This window comes from Paraburkholderia suaedae (assembly GCF_040812055.1).
Classification (GTDB): Bacteria; Pseudomonadota; Gammaproteobacteria; order Burkholderiales; family Burkholderiaceae; genus Paraburkholderia.
In genome coordinates, this window is the sequence record NZ_JBFOAH010000039.1 from 1 (window position 1) to 18,115 (window position 18,115).

General features: G+C 59.2%; 12 protein-coding genes and 2 pseudogenes. 6 read left to right on the forward strand and 8 right to left on the reverse strand.

The window, feature by feature from the left end; translation table 11 throughout:
• The first annotated feature begins 675 nt into the window (after nucleotides 1-675).
• Nucleotides 676-2,052 (forward strand): ATP-grasp domain-containing protein, encoded by a 1,377-nt coding sequence (locus ABQJ48_RS33175; RefSeq protein WP_367842160.1) that lies wholly within the window; start codon nucleotides 676-678, stop codon nucleotides 2,050-2,052.
• A gap of 1,434 nt (nucleotides 2,053-3,486) precedes the next feature.
• On the forward strand, nucleotides 3,487-3,810 hold the full coding sequence (locus ABQJ48_RS33180; protein WP_367842161.1) for a DDE-type integrase/transposase/recombinase: 324 nt from the start codon (nucleotides 3,487-3,489) through the stop codon (nucleotides 3,808-3,810).
• A 293-nt stretch (nucleotides 3,811-4,103) separates the two neighbouring features.
• On the opposite strand, the gene hpnI is transcribed toward ABQJ48_RS33180, so the two are convergent.
• Nucleotides 4,104-5,339, reverse strand: a complete 1,236-nt coding sequence (hpnI, locus tag ABQJ48_RS33185; RefSeq protein ID WP_367842162.1) for a bacteriohopanetetrol glucosamine biosynthesis glycosyltransferase HpnI — start codon at nucleotides 5,337-5,339, stop codon at nucleotides 4,104-4,106.
• 7 nt (nucleotides 5,340-5,346) lie between these two features.
• Nucleotides 5,347-6,768, reverse strand: coding sequence for a hopanoid biosynthesis associated radical SAM protein HpnJ (gene hpnJ / locus ABQJ48_RS33190; protein WP_367842163.1), 1,422 nt, complete (start codon nucleotides 6,766-6,768; stop codon nucleotides 5,347-5,349).
• A 482-nt stretch (nucleotides 6,769-7,250) separates the two neighbouring features.
• Here hpnJ and ABQJ48_RS33195 point away from each other — a divergent pair.
• From ABQJ48_RS33195 to ABQJ48_RS33205, 3 genes and pseudogenes are all read left to right on the forward strand, one after another.
• Nucleotides 7,251-7,577, forward strand: a pseudogene (locus ABQJ48_RS33195) (DDE-type integrase/transposase/recombinase); the annotation flags it as partial.
• A gap of 244 nt (nucleotides 7,578-7,821) precedes the next feature.
• A complete protein-coding gene (locus ABQJ48_RS33200) occupies nucleotides 7,822-8,370 on the forward strand; it encodes a 3'-5' exonuclease family protein (RefSeq protein WP_367842164.1) in 549 nt (182 codons plus the stop codon).
• Nucleotides 8,371-8,724: 354 nt separating this feature from the next.
• A pseudogene (locus ABQJ48_RS33205) lies at nucleotides 8,725-9,871 on the forward strand (helix-turn-helix domain-containing protein).
• A gap of 227 nt (nucleotides 9,872-10,098) precedes the next feature.
• Here the strand turns inward: ABQJ48_RS33205 and ABQJ48_RS33210 are convergent.
• The 4 genes from ABQJ48_RS33210 to ABQJ48_RS33225 all read right to left on the reverse strand — a co-directional run bounded on the left by ABQJ48_RS33210 (nucleotide 10,099) and on the right by ABQJ48_RS33225 (nucleotide 14,478).
• A complete protein-coding gene (locus ABQJ48_RS33210) occupies nucleotides 10,099-11,229 on the reverse strand; it encodes a glycoside hydrolase family 3 N-terminal domain-containing protein (RefSeq protein ID WP_367842165.1) in 1,131 nt (376 codons plus the stop codon).
• A 36-nt stretch (nucleotides 11,230-11,265) separates the two neighbouring features.
• A complete protein-coding gene (locus tag ABQJ48_RS33215; RefSeq protein WP_473094227.1) occupies nucleotides 11,266-12,330 on the reverse strand; it encodes a porin in 1,065 nt (354 codons plus the stop codon).
• A 207-nt stretch (nucleotides 12,331-12,537) separates the two neighbouring features.
• Complete coding sequence (locus ABQJ48_RS33220; protein WP_367842166.1) at nucleotides 12,538-13,890, reverse strand: GntP family permease; 1,353 nt, start codon at nucleotides 13,888-13,890, stop codon at nucleotides 12,538-12,540.
• Between the two features lie 78 nt (nucleotides 13,891-13,968).
• The gene (locus ABQJ48_RS33225; protein WP_367842192.1) at nucleotides 13,969-14,478 is read right to left on the reverse strand and encodes a gluconokinase; all 510 of its coding nucleotides are present in this window, start codon (nucleotides 14,476-14,478) and stop codon (nucleotides 13,969-13,971) included.
• A gap of 190 nt (nucleotides 14,479-14,668) precedes the next feature.
• Here ABQJ48_RS33225 and gntR point away from each other — a divergent pair, with 190 nt between their 5' ends.
• Nucleotides 14,669-15,697, forward strand: a complete 1,029-nt coding sequence (gene gntR, locus ABQJ48_RS33230) for an HTH-type transcriptional regulator GntR (RefSeq protein WP_367842167.1) — start codon at nucleotides 14,669-14,671, stop codon at nucleotides 15,695-15,697.
• A 381-nt stretch (nucleotides 15,698-16,078) separates the two neighbouring features.
• Here the strand turns inward: gntR and ABQJ48_RS33235 are convergent, their stop codons facing one another.
• On the reverse strand, nucleotides 16,079-16,591 hold the full coding sequence (locus ABQJ48_RS33235) for a hypothetical protein (RefSeq protein WP_367842168.1): 513 nt from the start codon (nucleotides 16,589-16,591) through the stop codon (nucleotides 16,079-16,081).
• Between the two features lie 10 nt (nucleotides 16,592-16,601).
• A complete protein-coding gene (locus ABQJ48_RS33240) occupies nucleotides 16,602-17,657 on the reverse strand; it encodes a sugar-transfer associated ATP-grasp domain-containing protein (RefSeq protein WP_367842169.1) in 1,056 nt (351 codons plus the stop codon).
• Nucleotides 17,658-18,115: the final 458 nt, after the last annotated feature.

Below are 18,115 nucleotides of genomic sequence, written 5' to 3' on the forward strand. Positions count from 1 at the left end.
TGGCGCTCAACGACTTGACGCCGGGCGAGTTTGCCCGGCAGCACAGCCTTCGGCCTACGGCCGAAGGCTCATGAAAGGCCTGACACTAACATTGCAATGTGTCCAGGAAACCCAAGCGGTTCACACCCCAGCTTTTCCACTCAAGGAACTGTCCGAATTCCCGGAGCCACCTCTGCATTGGGCGACTCACTGCTGATGATGACGGTTGCGCGTAACCTGCAGAAACACCGGTTTCGCCTGCCCGCCCTTTGGCAATCGGAATACTCACCGGTTTTGCAACGCTTTCAGCCGTAAGACGAACCAGGCACCCGATTGTCTCCGGTACGCCGAGCATTGTTTTGCCCTGTAGACTACTGCAACACTATGCGCTTACGTTCGTAACACGCGGTGAGGACCGGCCGGATATCGTCCGGGAGAGGCCGCGCATAGTGGCGCAACGACTGGCGGCGTGCATGGCGGTAAGTCAGGCTTTTCAGAGCAGGCGAAAGAGCGGCACCTCGCGCTCGATTTTCCGCCGCCCGCACGCTCTCTTCTCGAACAGCATGGCATCGCGGCGCGGCGCGTGCGGTTGCCGAGGTTCCAACCACCTGCCGGCTGTGCAGCTATCATCAGATCGACCTCGGTCTCGATACGTTTCCGTATAACGGCCACACGACAAGTCTCGACTCGCTTCCCATGTCCATAGAAGAATCGCGCGCGCCGGGCGAACTCAATCCTGCGTTCTACCGTAGGCAGGCCGAAGTCTGTCGCGCGGCGGGCGACGAACTCGCCGCGCTGGCGAATTTGATCGCCGCTCAAATGCTCGACGCTTTCGCAGCGCAACCGTCCGTCGCACAAACGCGTAATTTGTGCGACGTCGCCACCGGCTATTTCATGAAGGGCGACTACGAAGCCGCCGCGCATTGGTATCGTCTCGTGCTCGATCTCGATCCCGATGCGGCCGTCGCATGGTTGAATCTGGGGGCGATCCACGCCGAACAACACGACGAACAGGAGGCCGCGGCATGCCGCGAACGCGCGTACAAGACCCAGCGCGTGTTCATCGAGCAGAACGGCGGTGACACACGCCAGGTGTTGATTCTGTGTAGCGGCAGCGGCACCGGCAACGTGCCGTTCGCGGCGTTGCTGCCGGGTACCGTCAATTGCCGCATCAAATACGCTATCGACTACGCCCTCGACGAGGAGGACGCCAATCTTCCGCCGTTCGACCTCGTGTTCAACGCGCTCGGCGATCCGGACATCGCGGAGCCGGTCGCTGAGCGCCTCGCCCGCTTCGAATCGCGCACTTCGCGACCGGTGCTCAACCGCTCGGCCGTGGTGGCGCGCACGCGACGGCATCGGCTACCTGAATTGCTGCGTGGTCTGACGGACGTGGTGAGCGCGCATTGCGTGCTCGGCATGGCGCCGATTGCCGCCGAAGAACCGCTCGTGCTCCGCCTCGCTGATAAGGGGCTGACGTATCCGCTGTTGTTGCGGCCGCTTGGCTCGCATGGGGGCGATGGCCTCGTGCGCTGCGACGACGTCGGCACGCTCAACGCGCATTTACGCGTAATGGACGGCGCGCATTACCTGAGCGCGTTCCACGATACACGCGACGCGGACGGGTTCTATCGCAAGTACCGGATGATCTTTATCGACGGTGAGCCGTTCGCGTATCACCTCGCGATCTCGCCACACTGGATGGTCCACTACTTTTCGGCGGAAATGGAGGCGCACTCGTGGAAGCTCGATGAAGAGCGCCGGTTTCTCGACGATCCGCGAGGCGCTATCGGCGAGCGCGCGTTACGTGCCATCGCAAACATCGGCGAGCGGCTCGCGCTCGATTATGCCGGCATCGACTTCACGATTTTGCCGGACGGCCGCGTGTTCGTCTTCGAAGCCAATGCGACGATGCTTGTGCGTTACGAACGCGACGACGGTCCGTTGATGCACAAGAACGGTCAGGTTCAACGCATCGTGGACGCTTTCGAGCAGATGATGGTTCGCCGATCTGTCTCTCATGCAGGGGATGTCAAATTGGCGATTCCGGCGCAACGGGTAGGTCCATCGTGAAGTGCATCGCTGCGCCCAGGTATGACCCAACTGGTCGGGGTAGCGAAGCTTTGAGACAAAACCATTGTTTAGAGGGAAGGCACAAGCGGCGCCAGATGGCTTCCGTTGACCTTGAAATTGAAACGGATAATTTCGGCCCCCACTGCGCGTGCCCAGCCACCCGCAAATTTCCGTTCATAAATGTAACTGCGTAACCGGCGGACACATTGACGTAGGCGTAGTGGAACCTTGGCTCACTAGGATGTGACTGACACACCGGCTTGCACCGCGCCCACCCTCGGAGAATTGAATGCTCAGCCACCACGAGATTTCCACACTGCTTCTTGTACAGCGCTCTCCTGCGGAGGTCAAAGCGCTAGGCTTGGACACGACAGTTCTCCGGCACGAGCGGCTGATCGAAATGGAGTTGCTCAAGACCGGCCACGCATTCCCGCGGCTCACCTCGAAAGGAGTCGAGGTCCTCAAAAGACTGAACGCGTCCTCCTGTACGCGGCAAATGCGGCGCGAGTGACGATCGCAAGGAAACCGAGGCAAATGCTATCGAAATCTGAAGGCACAGTTCTGAACACATCCTGGAGCAGGCTGTTCCGTGCGGCCGGACTTGTCAGTGCAGCGGTCTCCATTCTTTCCAGGTCGGGGTCATTTTTTACCGGCCCAAGATCGTCATAGTTGGCCATTGCGTCCTTGTGGAGGTTATCTGTACCGCGCCTTCGACGAGTCGGGCGGCCCTGGCTGACGCGTTTGACATCTACATGTCAGCGTCCTGTCCAGATTTTGTGTCTAGAACATGAAGCCGGTCTTGTCTCCCACCTCGCGAACGGGTGCAGTCATGCGACCCGCGAGCAGGCGTAAACCGCACTACGAAGTTCCCGCTGACCTGTGCATCGAGAATCCGCACGGAAAGTTCAGCGGCAGGCCGTTCACTGGCAGGATGCTTGAGCCGTGCTGGCGAGGCGAGGCATAGCTTCCATTCGCCTTCAAAGCATGCAGGCCCGTTGCAAAACCGCTAGCAGTTGCGCGTACTCGTGCGCGAGAATTTGCGTCGAGCATGCTACATACCGGTTCGCCGATGTGAAGTGGGTGATACGTTAGAATGTATTTGCATCGCAGTGATTCGAGGCATTGCATCGCTCTTCTAATCTGACACTCCCTAACTTCCACCTGGATTGAGATGAAACTCGTTTTCAAGAAGACTCTTGCTTTCCTCATCGCAGCCGCGTTCGCTGCCCCGGCAGTGTCGTTCGCCGATATGCACCGCGACGACCGGCACGCCCCTGTCCGGCACCATCCTCAGCCTCACCATCCTCAGCCTCACCATCCTCAGCCTCACCATAACTACCACTCGCACGACTAAGCGTCTGGCACCGTCAAGGCCGGCCTGAGTGAAAAACGGTTTGACCCGCGACGGGCGAACCGTTTCCGATTTGACCTCATATGTGTTGCGCCTGCTTCGTTTCGCCACGACCCACATGCATCCCTGCCACAACGAGAAAGCTATCGGACCGGCACGAGGCCAGGCGCCTGATGCGCAAGCTGCTCGGTAAGCACGGGCGCGCGTCACGGATGTTGATCGCCCACAAGCTCAAGAGCTATGCGGCAGCGAACAGCGATCTGGGGATCAACATAGAACACCCCCAGCAAAAGGGACCGAATAACCGGGCGGAAAACGCGCACCGGTCGACACGGGTGCGCGAGAAGGTAATGCGCCGCTTCAGGTCGGCGCGTCACCTGCAACGTTTCGCTTCGGTGCACAATTAGGTAGCCAATCTCTCTATGCGCTGCCGCATGCGAGCGCCCGCCAGCCCGACGACGTCATGTTGGCGTGCCCGAAAGGGCGCCTTCAGCGTCGTGCAGCGTTCAGTCGCATCGTTCCCAAGGATGGACGAGACGCACGCATCAACCATGGCGCGACGATACGGCCTGATGTTTCGCCATGCCGCGACTGTATGATGCCCCCTCAGCGCAAATCCGACTGGTACATGACATGCGCGAGCTTGTCGGGAGGTGCTGTTATTGCGGTAGCCTCCCCGTAAGAAATTTTCCAATGCTATTTAATCATCCTGAACCGGCGACAGCAAACCATCGCTGTCCACCTTGAAGCTGAAACCTCGCCAGGTCACCCGCGTCGAAAAAAAGCTCGCCACGAAGATCGAAAACGACACGATATCCCAGAACGGCAACAGCCACAGGTCGCGATGCGCTTGTTGCAAAGCGTGGTCCGATTGCACTTTCAGCGCGAGCCGCGCAAGCAGCGCCGCCGCCACCAGCGGCCATGCCCAGACCACGCCGCCTGAAAGCGCCACGGCAAGCAACGCAAAGGCGAGCGGATGCATCAGCGAGGAACCCAGATGACCCATCGGGTCGATGATGCGGATGGTCCGGCTCCAGCGTAATTCGTGCGCAATCAGCCTGGAGGCACTCGTCTCGCCGCAGGCATGCGAGACCGTGAATGGCGGAATCGCCACCTTCTCGCCAATCCTGCGCACGGCTTCGCCAATCGCATGATCCTCCGCCAGGTGATGCACGAATTGCGCGAAACCGCCAATCTTCTCGAGCGTTTCCCGCCGCATTGCAATCGTCTGTCCAAAGCATGGACGCGCCATCCCCAGCGCCAGCCCCGTCACTACCCCGGGCAGAAACTGATAATTGGTCGCCTTGGCCGACAGGCGCGGCCAGAAACCTGGATCGGGTTGCCCGCGATAGACGCAGGTGACGAGACCCACGCCGGGCTTATGCAACTCTCCGATCACATTGCGCAGATAGTTCTGCCCCACACTGACGTCGCTGTCTGCAAACACCAGCACATCATGCCGTGCCTTGGGCAGCATATTGAGGATGTTGCTCATCTTGCGGTTGGGCCCATACAGACGCGCATCGGCCACCACCGTAATATGCGCTTCCCGATGCAGCAGACGCAGTTGTTCAACCGTTTGCAGCGCCGGATCTTCCGAGTCGTGCACCCCGAACAGGAATTGCACCGGACCCGGATAGTCTTGCTGGCAAAAACTCGACAGGTTGCACAGCAAGGTCCACTCGCGACCATGCAGTGGCTTGACGATCGTCACGGCGGGATAGCTGGTGGGCTCCGCGGTGGTACGCGCAAAAAAACGTCCCATCAATACGCCGGCAAGCACCGTATAAACGATGCCGAGCGCGGCGCCCGTACCGCAGAGGAACGCCAGCGCCATGAGGATAAGATGCTCCCCGTACAAAGGACCTTCGAGGGCGAACAGTCCGCTTGCGACCAGCAGACCGGTCAGGCAGGCAAGCCACGCGCGAGACTTCATTGCCGCATCACCCTTCGTGCGCCTGCAGGAAGCGGAAGAATTCCAGGCCTTCACGCAAACGCCGCTTCATCATGTCCCAGCTCATCAGCATCTCACGCACGATTTCCCAGATCTTCGACGGCCGGAAATAGAATCGCTTATAAAAGCTCTCGACGTGGTGATAGATCTCTTCTCGCGACAGATGCGGATAGCCGATCGCCGCCAGCTGAACGCCTTCCTTGCTCACCAGGTTGATCACCTTGTTTTCCTGCAGCCAACCGTTTTCCACCGCCTGGTTGTAGAGCGTCGTGCCCGGATACGGCGCGGCGAGCGACACCTGGATCGTATGCGGGTTGATGTCCTTCGCATACTCGATCGTCTTTTCGATCGTTTCCTGCGTCTCGCCCGGCAGCCCCAGGATAAACGTGCCGTGAATCTTGATGTCAAGCTTGCGGCAGTCTTCACTGAAACGGCGAGCGATGTCGGTGCGCAGTCCCTTCTTGATGTTCAGCAGGATCTGGTCGTCGCCCGATTCATAACCGACCAGCAGTAGGCGCAGGCCGTTTTCCTTCATGATCTTCAGCGTTGAGTACGGCACGTTCGCCTTCGCGTTGCACGACCACGTCACGCCCAGCTTGCCGAGGCCACGTGCGATTTCTTCGACGCGTGGCTTGAAGTCCGTGAAAGTGTCATCGTCGAACATGATCTCTTTCACTTCAGGCATGTTGTCGCGAATCCACTTCACTTCTGCCAGCACGTTTTCGACCGAGCGCGTGCGGTAGCGGTGGCCGCCGACTGTCTGCGGCCACAGGCAGAACGTGCACTTCGAACGGCAGCCGCGGCCCGTATAGATCGACACATACGGGTGCTTCAGATAGCCGATGAAGTAATTTTCGATCTTCAGATCGCGCTTGTAGACCGGCGCGACGAACGGCAATTCGTCCATGTTCTCGAGGATCGGACGCGCTTCGTTGTGTTCGATCGAGCCGTCCGCGGCGCGGTAGCTTAAGCCCTGGATCTGCGCGAGCGGCTTGCCACCGGCGACTTCCTGGCAGGTGAAGTCGAATTCTTCCCGGCAGACGAAATCGATCGCTTCGCTCGCGGTCAGCGAGTTGTGCGGGTCGACCGCCACCTTCGCGCCGACCATGCCGATCAGGATCGACGGTTTCCGGGCCTTCAGGTCCTGGGCAAACATCGCATCGGTGGGGAACGACGGCGTGCTGGTGTGGATCACGACGAGGTCGTAGTGCTGCGCGATCTCGAGTGACGCCTCAACCGAAAGACCATCAGCCGGTGCATCCAGCACCCGGCTGTCCGGCACCAGGGCTGCGGGCTGCGCGAGCCAGGTCGGATACCAGAACGAGCGGACCTCGCGTTTCGCCTGATAGCGCGAACCCGCGCCGCCATCGAAACCGTCGTACGACGGGGCCTGCAAAAACAGCGTTTTCATAAATACTCCGCAACCTGCGTTGATTCTGATGACTGCTTAACCCGGTGATATTGCACCGATGCGCCGGACAAACCGCACACGGCTGTTCGATCCACAGAAGCACTTATCCGCGATCGGGAATCTCCACAATCGACGTGCGCGGCTGCGCCGCACGATTGGCGACCCGGATCCGCTAATTGCGCCACACGACATGTGGGCCGAACATTGCAGCGATCCACTGCACCGCCAACAGGGTATCGCGCAACGGCAGAGCGGCAGATCGCACCAGGAAGTGCACGAATAGCGGGCACTAAGAGCGTGCAACCGGCTGCGCGCAATGATACCCGTAACTATACAAAGCGACAGCGTTAGCGATATGAAAGGACGCGCAGTGACACCTTCGCCGTTAATCAAATCGAGAAGCAGCGCCGAGGGTTTTGTCGCATTAGCGCGGTCAAGTAAAATCCGTCGACCGCAACGTATGACGAGCGTGATGGCAAAGTTACTTTGAAAAGGCCATTGACTGGGACGGCGAGCCCGAGACGATTACCGTGGATAAGAGCGGCGCGAATCTGGCCGCGCTTGAAGGCATCAACGCAGGCCGGGAAACACCGATCAGGATCCGGCAGAACAAATACCTGAACAACGTTGTCGAGCAGGACCATCGAGCGATCAAACGTATAATCAAACCGATGATGGGCTTCAAGGATTTTCGGTGTGCGCGCATCATTCTCTCTGGTATTGAGATGATGCATATGATTCGCAAGAGGCAGATGAAAGTCGACGATGACCGAACGGTAGCAGCACAATTCTACTCGCTGATGACATAAGCAATCCTACGCATATGCGATCATGCTCTGCCTGTCATCCTTATCGCGACGGAACCGATGCGACGCAAGGAAAATGCAGGAGAGCACGTCGAGCTGGATCAACGGTAGGCTCCGGGAATCTAACTTTTTTGACGCCGCCCTCGAGACACATCTAGTCCGGCTAGAGCAGGTGTAAAACCATCTCGACTGCGGCGTTTCTAGAGTAGGGTAGGGAAAAAGGGCATCCCGATGACAGGAAGACGTGTTGTATTCTTTCGCCGGGCCGTGGAAACGCAAAACCTCGCTAAATATGCTGCTCTTTTTAGACACCGAGTACACAGGATATGAGCAATCCGCTCCTCAACTCATAAGTCTTGCGCTTGTGACAGAAGACGGAAAACGTGAGTTTTACGTGGAAATTGCTGATACATGGCGCGTAGCGGATTGTACCGAATTCGTGAAACGAGTGGTTCTGCCGCTGCTCGACGGCCCGCGCCGTGCAACCGCACCAGCCCGGGCTGAACTACGTGCGTGGCTTGCAGAGTCTCCACGCAAGGTGCAAGTGGCGTGCGATTCGGCAACGGACTTCAACTTTTTGCTCGACTTGCTCGGTTCGCCTCGGGCCGCTAATCTCGCGCCAACCTATTTTGATCTACGGCCGCTGATTGATACGACCGTATATGACCGAGCTGTCGCCGCTTACTATGACACCGACCGGCGGCTTCACCATGCTTTGGCTGACGCCCGGGCATATCGCCGCGGATGGTTGGCATGGATGGATGAGCGGAAAGCCGGATCCGGAAAAAAACATTGAGGAGTGACAACACGGAAACACGGAACGCATGTCCCGACTACGCAAAAGCATCCGCACAATGTGCGAAAAATTTGTGGCGCAAAAAAAAGATGTAAATGCGTCCGCTCAACACGAAAAACGTGGATTGTCATTTTCCGGACACGATGGCGTAGCCTTACATGACAACTTTACTTACGAGCACTACGACGGGCACGGAAAAGCGCCATACGGCGCCGTCTCAATTTGACATAACATAATTTATCAATATTTTTGATTGTAATAGCTTTATAGAAATGTCGTGTTCCAGCCATTTAGAAATGTCGTGTTCTGGTCTCGGTATGCTTGCCGGTTCCCTGCGGGATTACGGAGCCGGCCATGCATCCAGCGACACTGGTGACACTGAACATGCGCGAACTCGACCGACTGAAGGTGATCCAGGCTGTTGTGGATAGGGTTCTGAAACCTGGACGTGCTGCCGAACGACTGGGCCTGACCGTGCGGCAGATCGAGCGGCTGGTGATCCGGTACCAGGAGTCGGGCGCTGCGGGACTGGCCTCACGCAAACGCGGCCGACCGGGTAACCGGCGGCTGGACGACGACGAGGCCCGGCGCGCCCTGGCGATTATCCGCGAGCGCTACACCGATTTTGGGCCGACGCTGGCCTGCGAGAAGCTGTACGAATGCCACGGCATACGGCCGCGAGCAAGACCGGCAACAGCGTGACGCAGTTTGGCCGCGCGATGTACGAGCTGAACATCGACACAATTTGTGCAAACAGCAGCCCGGCCAAGGGCCGTGTCGAGCGCGCCCACCTGACGCTGCAGGACCGGATGGTGAAGGAAATGCGGTTGCGCGACATCAGCACGATCGCTGCGGCCAATGCCTGGGCGCCCTCCTTCATGGCTGCCTACAACGCGCGTTTCGCCAAGCCTCCGAAGAGCGACTTTGACGCACACCGCCCGCTGAGGGCTGACGAGAACCTTGAGCTCGTGCTCACGTGGCGCGAGCCGCGGAAGGTGACGAAGGCGCTGACCGTGCAGTACGACCGGGTTCGGTATTTGATGGACGATACGCCGGAGAACCGACGGCGGATCGATCGGTATATCGAGGTGTGGGAGTACCCGGACGGGCGTATCGAGCTCCGTGCAGATGGCAAGGCGATTGCGTGCCACTCATATGACCGGCTGGCAGAAGTCGATCAGGGGGCCATCGTCGAGCACAAGCGTCTGGGTCACGTGCTCCAGGTCTCGCAGGCGATTCAGGCGCAACGCGATAACAGTCGGATAGGCAAGGCGCCGTCAAGAACGCATCTGGGCGCGCCGACCAGATCTCAAAGCCGCTCGCCGGACAAGAAGAAGCAGCGCGAATTCACCCAGACTGACATCGAGCATGTCATCGTGGATCTTGCCCAGCAAAGACAGATAAAACCGCAACCCGTAAACCTGGCCGGTGGTCTGCAAGGTCAGTCGAAACAGACGTAAGCGCCCTGCCCATTCACAACGGATCCTTCGACACTGCGTGATCAGTAACCCATGAAAGACAGACCTTTTAACCCCTAAAAAACCCGACATTTGTATTTAGCTGCCGCTACGACATCTTGAAATGGCCATGACATTGATTGTAATAGCTTTATAGAAATGTCCGGTTTCCTGACGGTCAGCAATTGCCGTGCTGTGATCGAATGGAACCACCACAATGGCTGACGGCCCACGCCAGCGACAAAAAAGCCCCGTGCAGTACGGGGCTTTCTCATTGGGAGCGCTCGTGGAGATGTCTAAAGATCCAGAACCAGTAGAGAACCCTTCGACGTAACCAGGTCGTCAAGGACCGAAGCGGCGGTCGGTCAACGTCGGCATGCTTCGCCAGTTCAGCCGCTCTCGCGGGGTCCGCGCCGTCGTCGTAAGCTACCCTGGTCTCGCTGCCAGCCTTCGCCCCGATAGCCTTGAGCGGCGACGACGGATCGTAGATCACCGGATTTGGGAACGAATAGCCGCCCTGTGCAACGGCGGGACCGCCGACCGGCCAGACCTGCGATGAACCGCCGCCCGATAGCACGCCTGCGTCCGCATGTGAACCGATCACCGCCATCGTATGGCCGGCGGCGAGCGGCAATTGCTGCGCGGCGTTTTTCAACAGTACGATCCCTTCCTCCTCGTCGGCCTGAGCAATCGCAGCATCCGCGGCGACATCGATCGGGCGCAGCGCCGGCGGATTGTCGAATACACCCTTGGCGTACATCGTGCGCAGGATCCGATGCGCCATGTCCTTCAGGCGGCTCTCCGGAACCGTGCCGTCCGCCAGTGCCTGCTTCAGCTTGTCGCCGAAGAACGGACCACCGTTGTCCTTGTCGAACGATTCCCCGGACTCCTGGTCGAGGCCGTTCAACGCATCCTTGATATCGTGAACCGCGCCCCAGTCCGACATCACATAGCCTTTGAAATTCCAATCGTGCTTCAGAATCCGGTTCAGCAGCATGTCGCTCGAGCACGCCCAGACCGTGTTGACCTTGTTGTACGAGCACATCACCGAACCGGGATCGCCTTTTTCGATCGCAAGCTCGAACGCAAGCAGGTCCGATTCGCGCGCGGCGCCCCAGTCGATGTTCGAACTGACGTTGAAGCGGTTCGCTTCCTGATCGTTGCCCGACGGCATCAGCGGGCTCTTCGCATACCGCCCATAGAGGCCATGCACCAGTTGAATCAGTTCATCCTGAGTCATCTGCTGGATCAACGCATCCGCGCGCTGGTCCGCCATCGTCGGGGCGTCAACGGGCGGCGGAACGGCTGCATAGGCAACGGTTACACAGAGCGCCTGGACTAGTATCGCGATCGCTTTCAGTTTGCCGGCCGTCGCGGTCGGTTTGGTTCGTTCAATTTTCATGATGAGACTCTTCTTTGCAGATGGAGGACGGGCGCATCAGAACCGGTGCAGGATGCCCGCGATTGCGGCGGTCTGGATGCCGTTTGACGAGGGATTCGACAGGCCGTTGATCCACGCGGTCCCGCCACTGCCATGCATGTAGATCACATTCAGATACAGCTCCGTGCGCTTGGACAGGTAGTAGCTCGCGTTGCCGCCAATCTGGTGATACTTCGCGTTGCCACTGGCCGATTGGTGCACGGTCGTGAAGTCGTAGCCCACACCGAGTTGCAAGGCGGGCGTCGCCCAGTATTGGGCGCTCGCCTCGTAGTTCGAAAAGTCTTTATTGCCGGTCGCCATCCGGAAGTTCGACTGCGTGTGCAGCAGCGCGACGGTCAGCGTGCCGATCGTGTATGTGCCGCCGACGCCCCATATCTCCTGACGCTGCACGTTCGAGACCACCGAGGTCGGGTAATAGTTATCCGACGGAATCGCGCCGCTTGTGTTGAGTCCCGGATTGTCCAGCAATGCGTAAGCGGCATCGATGCGCAGCGGACCGTTCGCGTACTGGGCTCCGACACTCCAGCTACGGTTGTTCGCCGCGCCCGTGTCGTTCGAGAATGCGTAGAGCGCTTCGGCCTGCAGCCCCTTGATTCGTGGCGAGGTGTATTTGACTGAATTGTCGGAGCGGAAGGTATTGTTCAGGTCATCGTTGTCATACAGGATGTTGCCGAACTGCGTAAAGTTGCCGACCCCATCGTTGGACAGGTAGTCCTGGACCGGGTTGAACTGGCGGCCGGCGGTGACAGCCCCCCAAGTGTCACTGCTGAGGCCGACCCACGCGCCACGACCGAACAGGCGACCGCCCTGTTTCAGCGCGCCGCTGTAGGTGTCGAAGCCGTTTTCGAGTCGGAAAATCGCGTGCAGGCCGTCACCCAGATCCTCGGTGCCCTTGAAGCCCCAGCGCGAGCCCTGCTGGTTGCCCGCCGTCGCCTGAATCAGACTCTTGCCGCCCTGATTGCTGGTGTAGGTGAAGCCACTGTCGACGATCCCATAGATCGTCACGCTGCTCTGTGCGTGCGCCATGCCCGGTCCGGCACCGACGAGCGCAAGCAGCGAAATGCTGGCGAGCCTGGCCGGCCATCGCACGTCGGAAAAGTACGTTCTTGGTCGCGCCGGTCCTGTTTCAGGTGATTTGTTTAGCATGACTGATTAATTAGATTTGTTGGATTTTTTCAAGAGTGCATCTCCTCTTGTTCTAATCCGGTTGGTAAAAAAATACGCCGATTTACTGTTCTTTTGGTCTCTGGGCGGAGGCGAACAGGAAACTCAGACGAACGCGGACAGCATCATGATCAGAATGATCGCGACGATCGAGACGATGGTTTCCATCGCGGTCCACGTCTTGAAGGTTTCGGCGACCGTCATGTTGAAGTACTGCTTGACGAGCCAGAAGCCTGCATCGTTCACATGCGACAGAATCAGCGAACCTGCGCCGGTCGCAAGCACCAGCAGTTCGCGGTTGACCCCCGGCACCATGGCCACCACCGGTGCCACGATGCCGGCGCCGGTGATCGTCGCTACGGTTGCGGATCCGGTCGCGACCCGGATCACTGCCGCGACAAGCCATGCAAGCAGGATCGGCGAAATGCGCGCGTGCACCGCCAGCTGGCCAATCGCGTCACCCACGCCGCTTGCTACGAGCATCTGCTTGAAGCCGCCACCGGCGCCGATGATCAAAATGATCGCGGCCACCGGCGCGAGGCTGGCGTCGACAAACTTCAGCACCTGTTTCGCGTCGAATCCGCGCGCGGCGCCGAAGGTGTACAGAGAAAGTAGCAGCGCGACGAGCAAGGCGGTGATCGGATGGCCGATCATGTCCATCCAGACGCGCAAGGTGCTGTGTTGGGCGAGGACAATATCCGCAAACGTCTTGAGCAGCATCAGAAAGACAGGCAATAGCACCGTCGCCAGCGTCACCGTGAAACCGGGCAGATCCCTGGCTTCGGACTCGTGCGCCAACTGGTCGAGCAATTCCTGCGACGGCGAACCCGGAACGTATCTGGCGATGAACGAACCGAACAGCGGGCCGGCGATGATTGCCGTCGGCAGGCCGACGATCAGGCCATAAAAGATGGTCTTGCCGATGTCGGCGCCGAATACGCCGATTGCCAGCAGCGGCCCGGGGTGAGGCGGCACGAGTCCGTGGACGACCGAGAGCCCCGCGAGCAACGGCACGCCGACCTTGATCAACGGCACACCGGTACGCCTCGCCACAATGAAGACCAGCGGAATCAGCAGCACGAAGCCGATTTCGAAGAACAGCGGTATGCCAACCAGAAAGGCGGCGCACATCATCGCCCATTGCACCCGCTGCCGGCCGAACGCGCCCACCAGGGTGCGCGCAATCTGGTCCGCCCCGCCGGACTCGGCCATCATCTTGCCCAGCATGGTGCCAAGCCCGAGAACAATGCCGACAAAGCCCAGTACGCCGCCGAACCCGTCCTGGAACGACTGCATGATCTTCGCGACCGGCATGCCGGACGCCAAGCCGACGAAGCCGGCCGCCAGCGTGAGCGCGATGAAGGGATGAATCCTGAAGCGTGTGATCAGCAGGATGAGCCCGACGATCGCCATCAGCGCGCTGAGCAGTAGTGAAATGTTGCTGGGCAAGCCCGACATAATGATCCCCGAGGTTAGAGGTCCGCTGTTTCCCGATTTCGGTCAGTTCCGGGCAGGCAATATTGAGATAGCGCTATCTCAAATAGGCAAAGGAATGTGGAACGGATAGCGAGTCTCGCACCAGGCAGTCGCCACCCGGGTAATTCCGGTGAGCGGCAACGTGGCGTCGACCGTGAGTGTCAAGGGTTCGTCGAGTGGCGCTTCGAGGTCGGCAAACTGGCTGGCGACTAGCGTGGCCGGCATGAAATGATTGCCGCGCCCGGCAACGCGCCTTGCAGCAACCTCACGGGGCAGATTCAGGAAGAGAAAACCAAGCCCCGGCACAGCCTGGCGGAGCCGCTCGCGATAGCGGCGCTTCAGCGCTGAGCACGTCAGGACAGGCCGCTCATGCGCCATGAGCGCACGGCTGAGTTCGTTCGCGAGCCGCTCCAGCCAGCCGGCCCTGTCAACGTCACCAAGCGGGATGCCGGCGCGCATCTTTGCAACGTTCGCTACCGGATGAAACTCATCACCTTCGATCAGGTACCCGCCGATCTGCTCCGCCAGCGCCGCTGCAACGCTGCTTTTGCCACAACCGGCCACGCCCATCACCACCCTTGCAGACATCGTCTCTATCATTAGCATCTCATTCAGGTCCTGAGACAGCGCTATCTGTTCGGCCCGAAGAAAACGGCCGTCTACGGCCGATCCATCGGTCGACAGCGCTGCAGCACGCTTTTTCTACTTCTTGCGTCGAACCTTTGTATAACTATTCAGGTAGCGCTATCCTAGACGTCTTATGGCAAATTCGACACGCAGGAAAACCCGGAGTACCGGTCGCCCGACGCTTGAAGAGGTTGCGCGCCGCGCCGGGGTGAGCATGATCACCGCGTCGCGCGCATTGCGCGGCGTCAACACGGTCGCGCCGGAACTCGTGCAACGCGTCCGGGATGCGGCGCTGGAACTCAGCTATGTGACCAATGCGGCGGCACGGGCACTGGCGTCCGCGCGCAGCGAGGTGGTCGCGGTGCTTGTCCCATCGCTGTCCAATCTCGTTTTCGTCGATGTGCTCGAGTCGATTCACCGCGTGCTCAGGCCGCACGGTTTCGAGATCCTGATCGGCAACTCCCATTACGTGCGCGAAGACCAGGAAGACCTCATCCGCCATTATCTCGCCTCTCCGCCAAGCGGCATGATCGTGACCGGCTCCGAATGCACCGAAGCGGCGTGGCGCATGATCGATGCGAGTGGCGTGCCTTGTGTTCATATCATGGAAATCTCGCGCGGCCCCGGCATGCATTGTGTTGGCTTCGCGCAGGTGGGCGCCGGCCAGACCGCCGCCGAACATCTGATCGAGCGCGGCCGCACGCGCAACGCGTTCGTCGCAGCGCAACTTGACCCGCGAATCCTGCAGCGTGGGGAGGGCTTTCGTCGGACGCTGCAAAAGGCGGGGCTGTACGACCCCGCGCTCGAGTTTCTGTCACCGGCACCGTCGTCGGTCGGACTCGGCTGCGACCTGTTCGCGCAGATCATGGAGCGGCGCCCGGACGTCGACGGCATTTTCTTTGGCAACGACGACCTGGCGCACGGCGCGCTACTCGAGGCGCTGCGCCTTGGCGTGTCGGTGCCGGGCGACGTCGCGATGATCGGCTTTAACGACCTGCCCGGATCGGCCCATTCGTTCCCGCGCCTGACCACGATCCGCACCCCTCGCGCCGAAGTCGGGCGTCGCGCCGCGCTCATGCTACTCGCGATGATCCGGGGCGAGCCGGTGGCCGAACCGGTGGTCGACCTGGGTTTTGAACTCGTCGTGCGCGAAAGCTCCTGATTCCAGCAACCCGGTGTACGCACGGCCATAAACATAGCGACTTCGTTGTTCGGAAAACGCTCGCGTGCAAGATCTGCTTTCAGAAGCCCGTGCGGTGTGGCGTGCAAGGCAAGTTCCGGATGCGCAATATAGGTGAACTGTTGATCAGCCTCGCTTGCGACCTTACCAGCTCCAATTGCAACGCCCGGCTCTGCCGCGCGCCGCGATGTTACTGCTTACTCATTCCACCGTACGCAACAAGGCTTGTATCCGACGAGCGCGCAAGGTACAGCAATACGCGCGAGTACCCGTTGCTGCCGGTAATCGGTGAAAATATAATCGCGGCATTGCCCGTTAGAGGAACGCCTGCCGGGATTTTGCAGCCCGTTCCCGTTGCAGCGGTTAGCGAAATGTTGTACATGTTCTGGTTAGACCCAAGGTCGACAAAAGCATCGTCCCGCTTACGGTACAGCCACTCAATGTACCGCTGATCGTCCCCGCGTTATCGATGGTGATCGAAGCGCTGGACGCGGTCCACGTGCCCGCAACGCTCTGTTGCGTCACACTCAATGCATTCGCAGGATCGTAGGTCCACGAGACATTCGAAGTCGAGCCATTGATGACGACACTGCCGGACAGTGTCTTCTTCGCCGCGAAGGTGCCGCTTCCCGAAGTAACGGGTGCCACCGTCTGCGTGAGGTCGTTAAACTCCAAAGCCTGGCCCAGCGTCCACGATGTTCCGGATACGGTCATCGGGCCAAATGCCTCCGCCTGCGCAAATGAGCCAACGACATTGATCCATGTCAGGTGGTTTTGCGCGTCGACAAACGCGTAGCTGGACGTGGCTACGCTTGCTGATTTCCAGATGCCTTCAGGAGGATCTCGACTCGCGAGAAACCCCTTTCCAGATTCCACAGAAGTCGGATCAACGCGACTGCAAAAGCTCCCACCCTAAGTCCGAAAAACATGGTCCCTGGGTCGCTTCGCCAAATTTGACATCGTTGTGCTCGGCATTCCACTCGAGAACTTTCACATCTCCGAGGACGTCGACTGTCACGTCCCATCCGACGCAACTAATGAATGGAACCTTGCCATGCAGTTCCAGGACTTTTTTGACGCAATCGGGGAACGCGGGAATGGTCACGCCGGCAAAGCTTTCCCTCGTATCAGGATGCTGGCGAACATCCGTCCAGTCGTTCAGATAGCCGACAGGGTCCAGTTCGCCTGTTGATGGATTCACGGGAATGCAGATCTCGCTGCCCGTCCGTATGTGCGTTTCACCCGCCCTGCCCAGTCGCAGGAAACATGCACGAAGAGAAATCGCGCCTGCTGGCTCAACAACCGTCGTAAAGCGCAACGTCGCAACAGAATCCGCGGTGAAGCGGTTGAATACTTCATGCTGCGCGACAAAAGCCTGAAAGACCCCATTGCCCATCGACCGGATGAATTCCGGCTGGAACGACTGGCGGTCGAGGATGAAAACGCCCCTGCCCTGTCCCGAAGCGTCCAGTTTGAAAGCGATCCTGTCGGCATTCGCAAGGAAAGTCCGCTGAAGCTCATCATCGGCAACGAGAGTACTGTCTGCGGTGTAAAAGAGACCGTTAGCAAAGTACCCGATATCCGGAAAGCACTTGTCGCGAAAAATAAGGCGAGAGACGGACTTCAATGTCGAGATCTTTCCGTACCAACCTTTGGTTTGGGGCACGACGACCGCGCCATAATAATTATCAGGAATCCAACCTTCCTTGAACGTACCGTTCAATGCCGTATAGACCTTTAGCCACGGCGCGTAAATGACGTCGCCGAAGACGTCGTGCGCATACGACTCGATCTGCCGAAGCACTTGGGGATCGATCTTCCCCCGACGCGACTCGATCGTCCTCAGAATCTCTCCCGCCTGAATGCGATGATCACGGTGAAATTTGTAATGGGCCAGCTTTTTTATCGATGCTCTGGCAAGCCCTTCAACCTCGATTCGCATTTGGACTTCTCCGTTCGGTCGCCGAGAGAATCAGGAACACCTGACTTCACCAACAGGACCGTGATCGTTATATCGTGCTCGACAGGCGAGACGTGCTGAGCCACATTAAAGAGGCCCCAGACAATCGCGTCCGGCAATAGCCATGCGCCAGCGCTCACTTACGCGCGTACTGCCCCGCCGCACTACGGCACCGGTTCGGGCCACCGGACCTGGCTTTTCACCGCAAGCTTAAGAATTCCTTAACTGTGCACGCGTGGATCTGCGATGCCCCCCGTTCGATTCTACAGAGAATCGGCGACCGAAGGCAGGCGCGTCGGCTGCACCATAGGTACATGCACTCGGGGGCCTTCACGCAATTGCGCCGGGAGGTCATGGAGAGCCCAGGCTATCGCGTTCGCGTGAGTGAACGCGCACATTAGCGAAGGTCCACTTCGTGTCGTCCCCGGCGCGCCGAGCAG

Bases quoted from the DNA above. Each gene is read 5' to 3' on its own strand.
- ABQJ48_RS33175 (WP_367842160.1), top strand. From the start codon at position 676: ATGTCCATAGAAGAATCGCGCGCGCCGGGCGAACTCAATCCTGCGTTC.
- ABQJ48_RS33180 (WP_367842161.1), top strand. From the start codon at position 3,487: ATGTGTTGCGCCTGCTTCGTTTCGCCACGACCCACATGCATCCCTGCC.
- hpnI (WP_367842162.1), bottom strand. From the start codon at position 5,339: ATGAAGTCTCGCGCGTGGCTTGCCTGCCTGACCGGTCTGCTGGTCGCA.
- hpnJ (WP_367842163.1), bottom strand. From the start codon at position 6,768: ATGAAAACGCTGTTTTTGCAGGCCCCGTCGTACGACGGTTTCGATGGC.
- ABQJ48_RS33210 (WP_367842165.1), bottom strand. From the start codon at position 11,229: ATGAAAATTGAACGAACCAAACCGACCGCGACGGCCGGCAAACTGAAA.
- ABQJ48_RS33220 (WP_367842166.1), bottom strand. From the start codon at position 13,890: ATGTCGGGCTTGCCCAGCAACATTTCACTACTGCTCAGCGCGCTGATG.
- ABQJ48_RS33225 (WP_367842192.1), bottom strand. From the start codon at position 14,478: ATGGGCGTGGCCGGTTGTGGCAAAAGCAGCGTTGCAGCGGCGCTGGCG.
- gntR (WP_367842167.1), top strand. From the start codon at position 14,669: ATGGCAAATTCGACACGCAGGAAAACCCGGAGTACCGGTCGCCCGACG.
- ABQJ48_RS33240 (WP_367842169.1), bottom strand. From the start codon at position 17,657: ATGCGAATCGAGGTTGAAGGGCTTGCCAGAGCATCGATAAAAAAGCTG.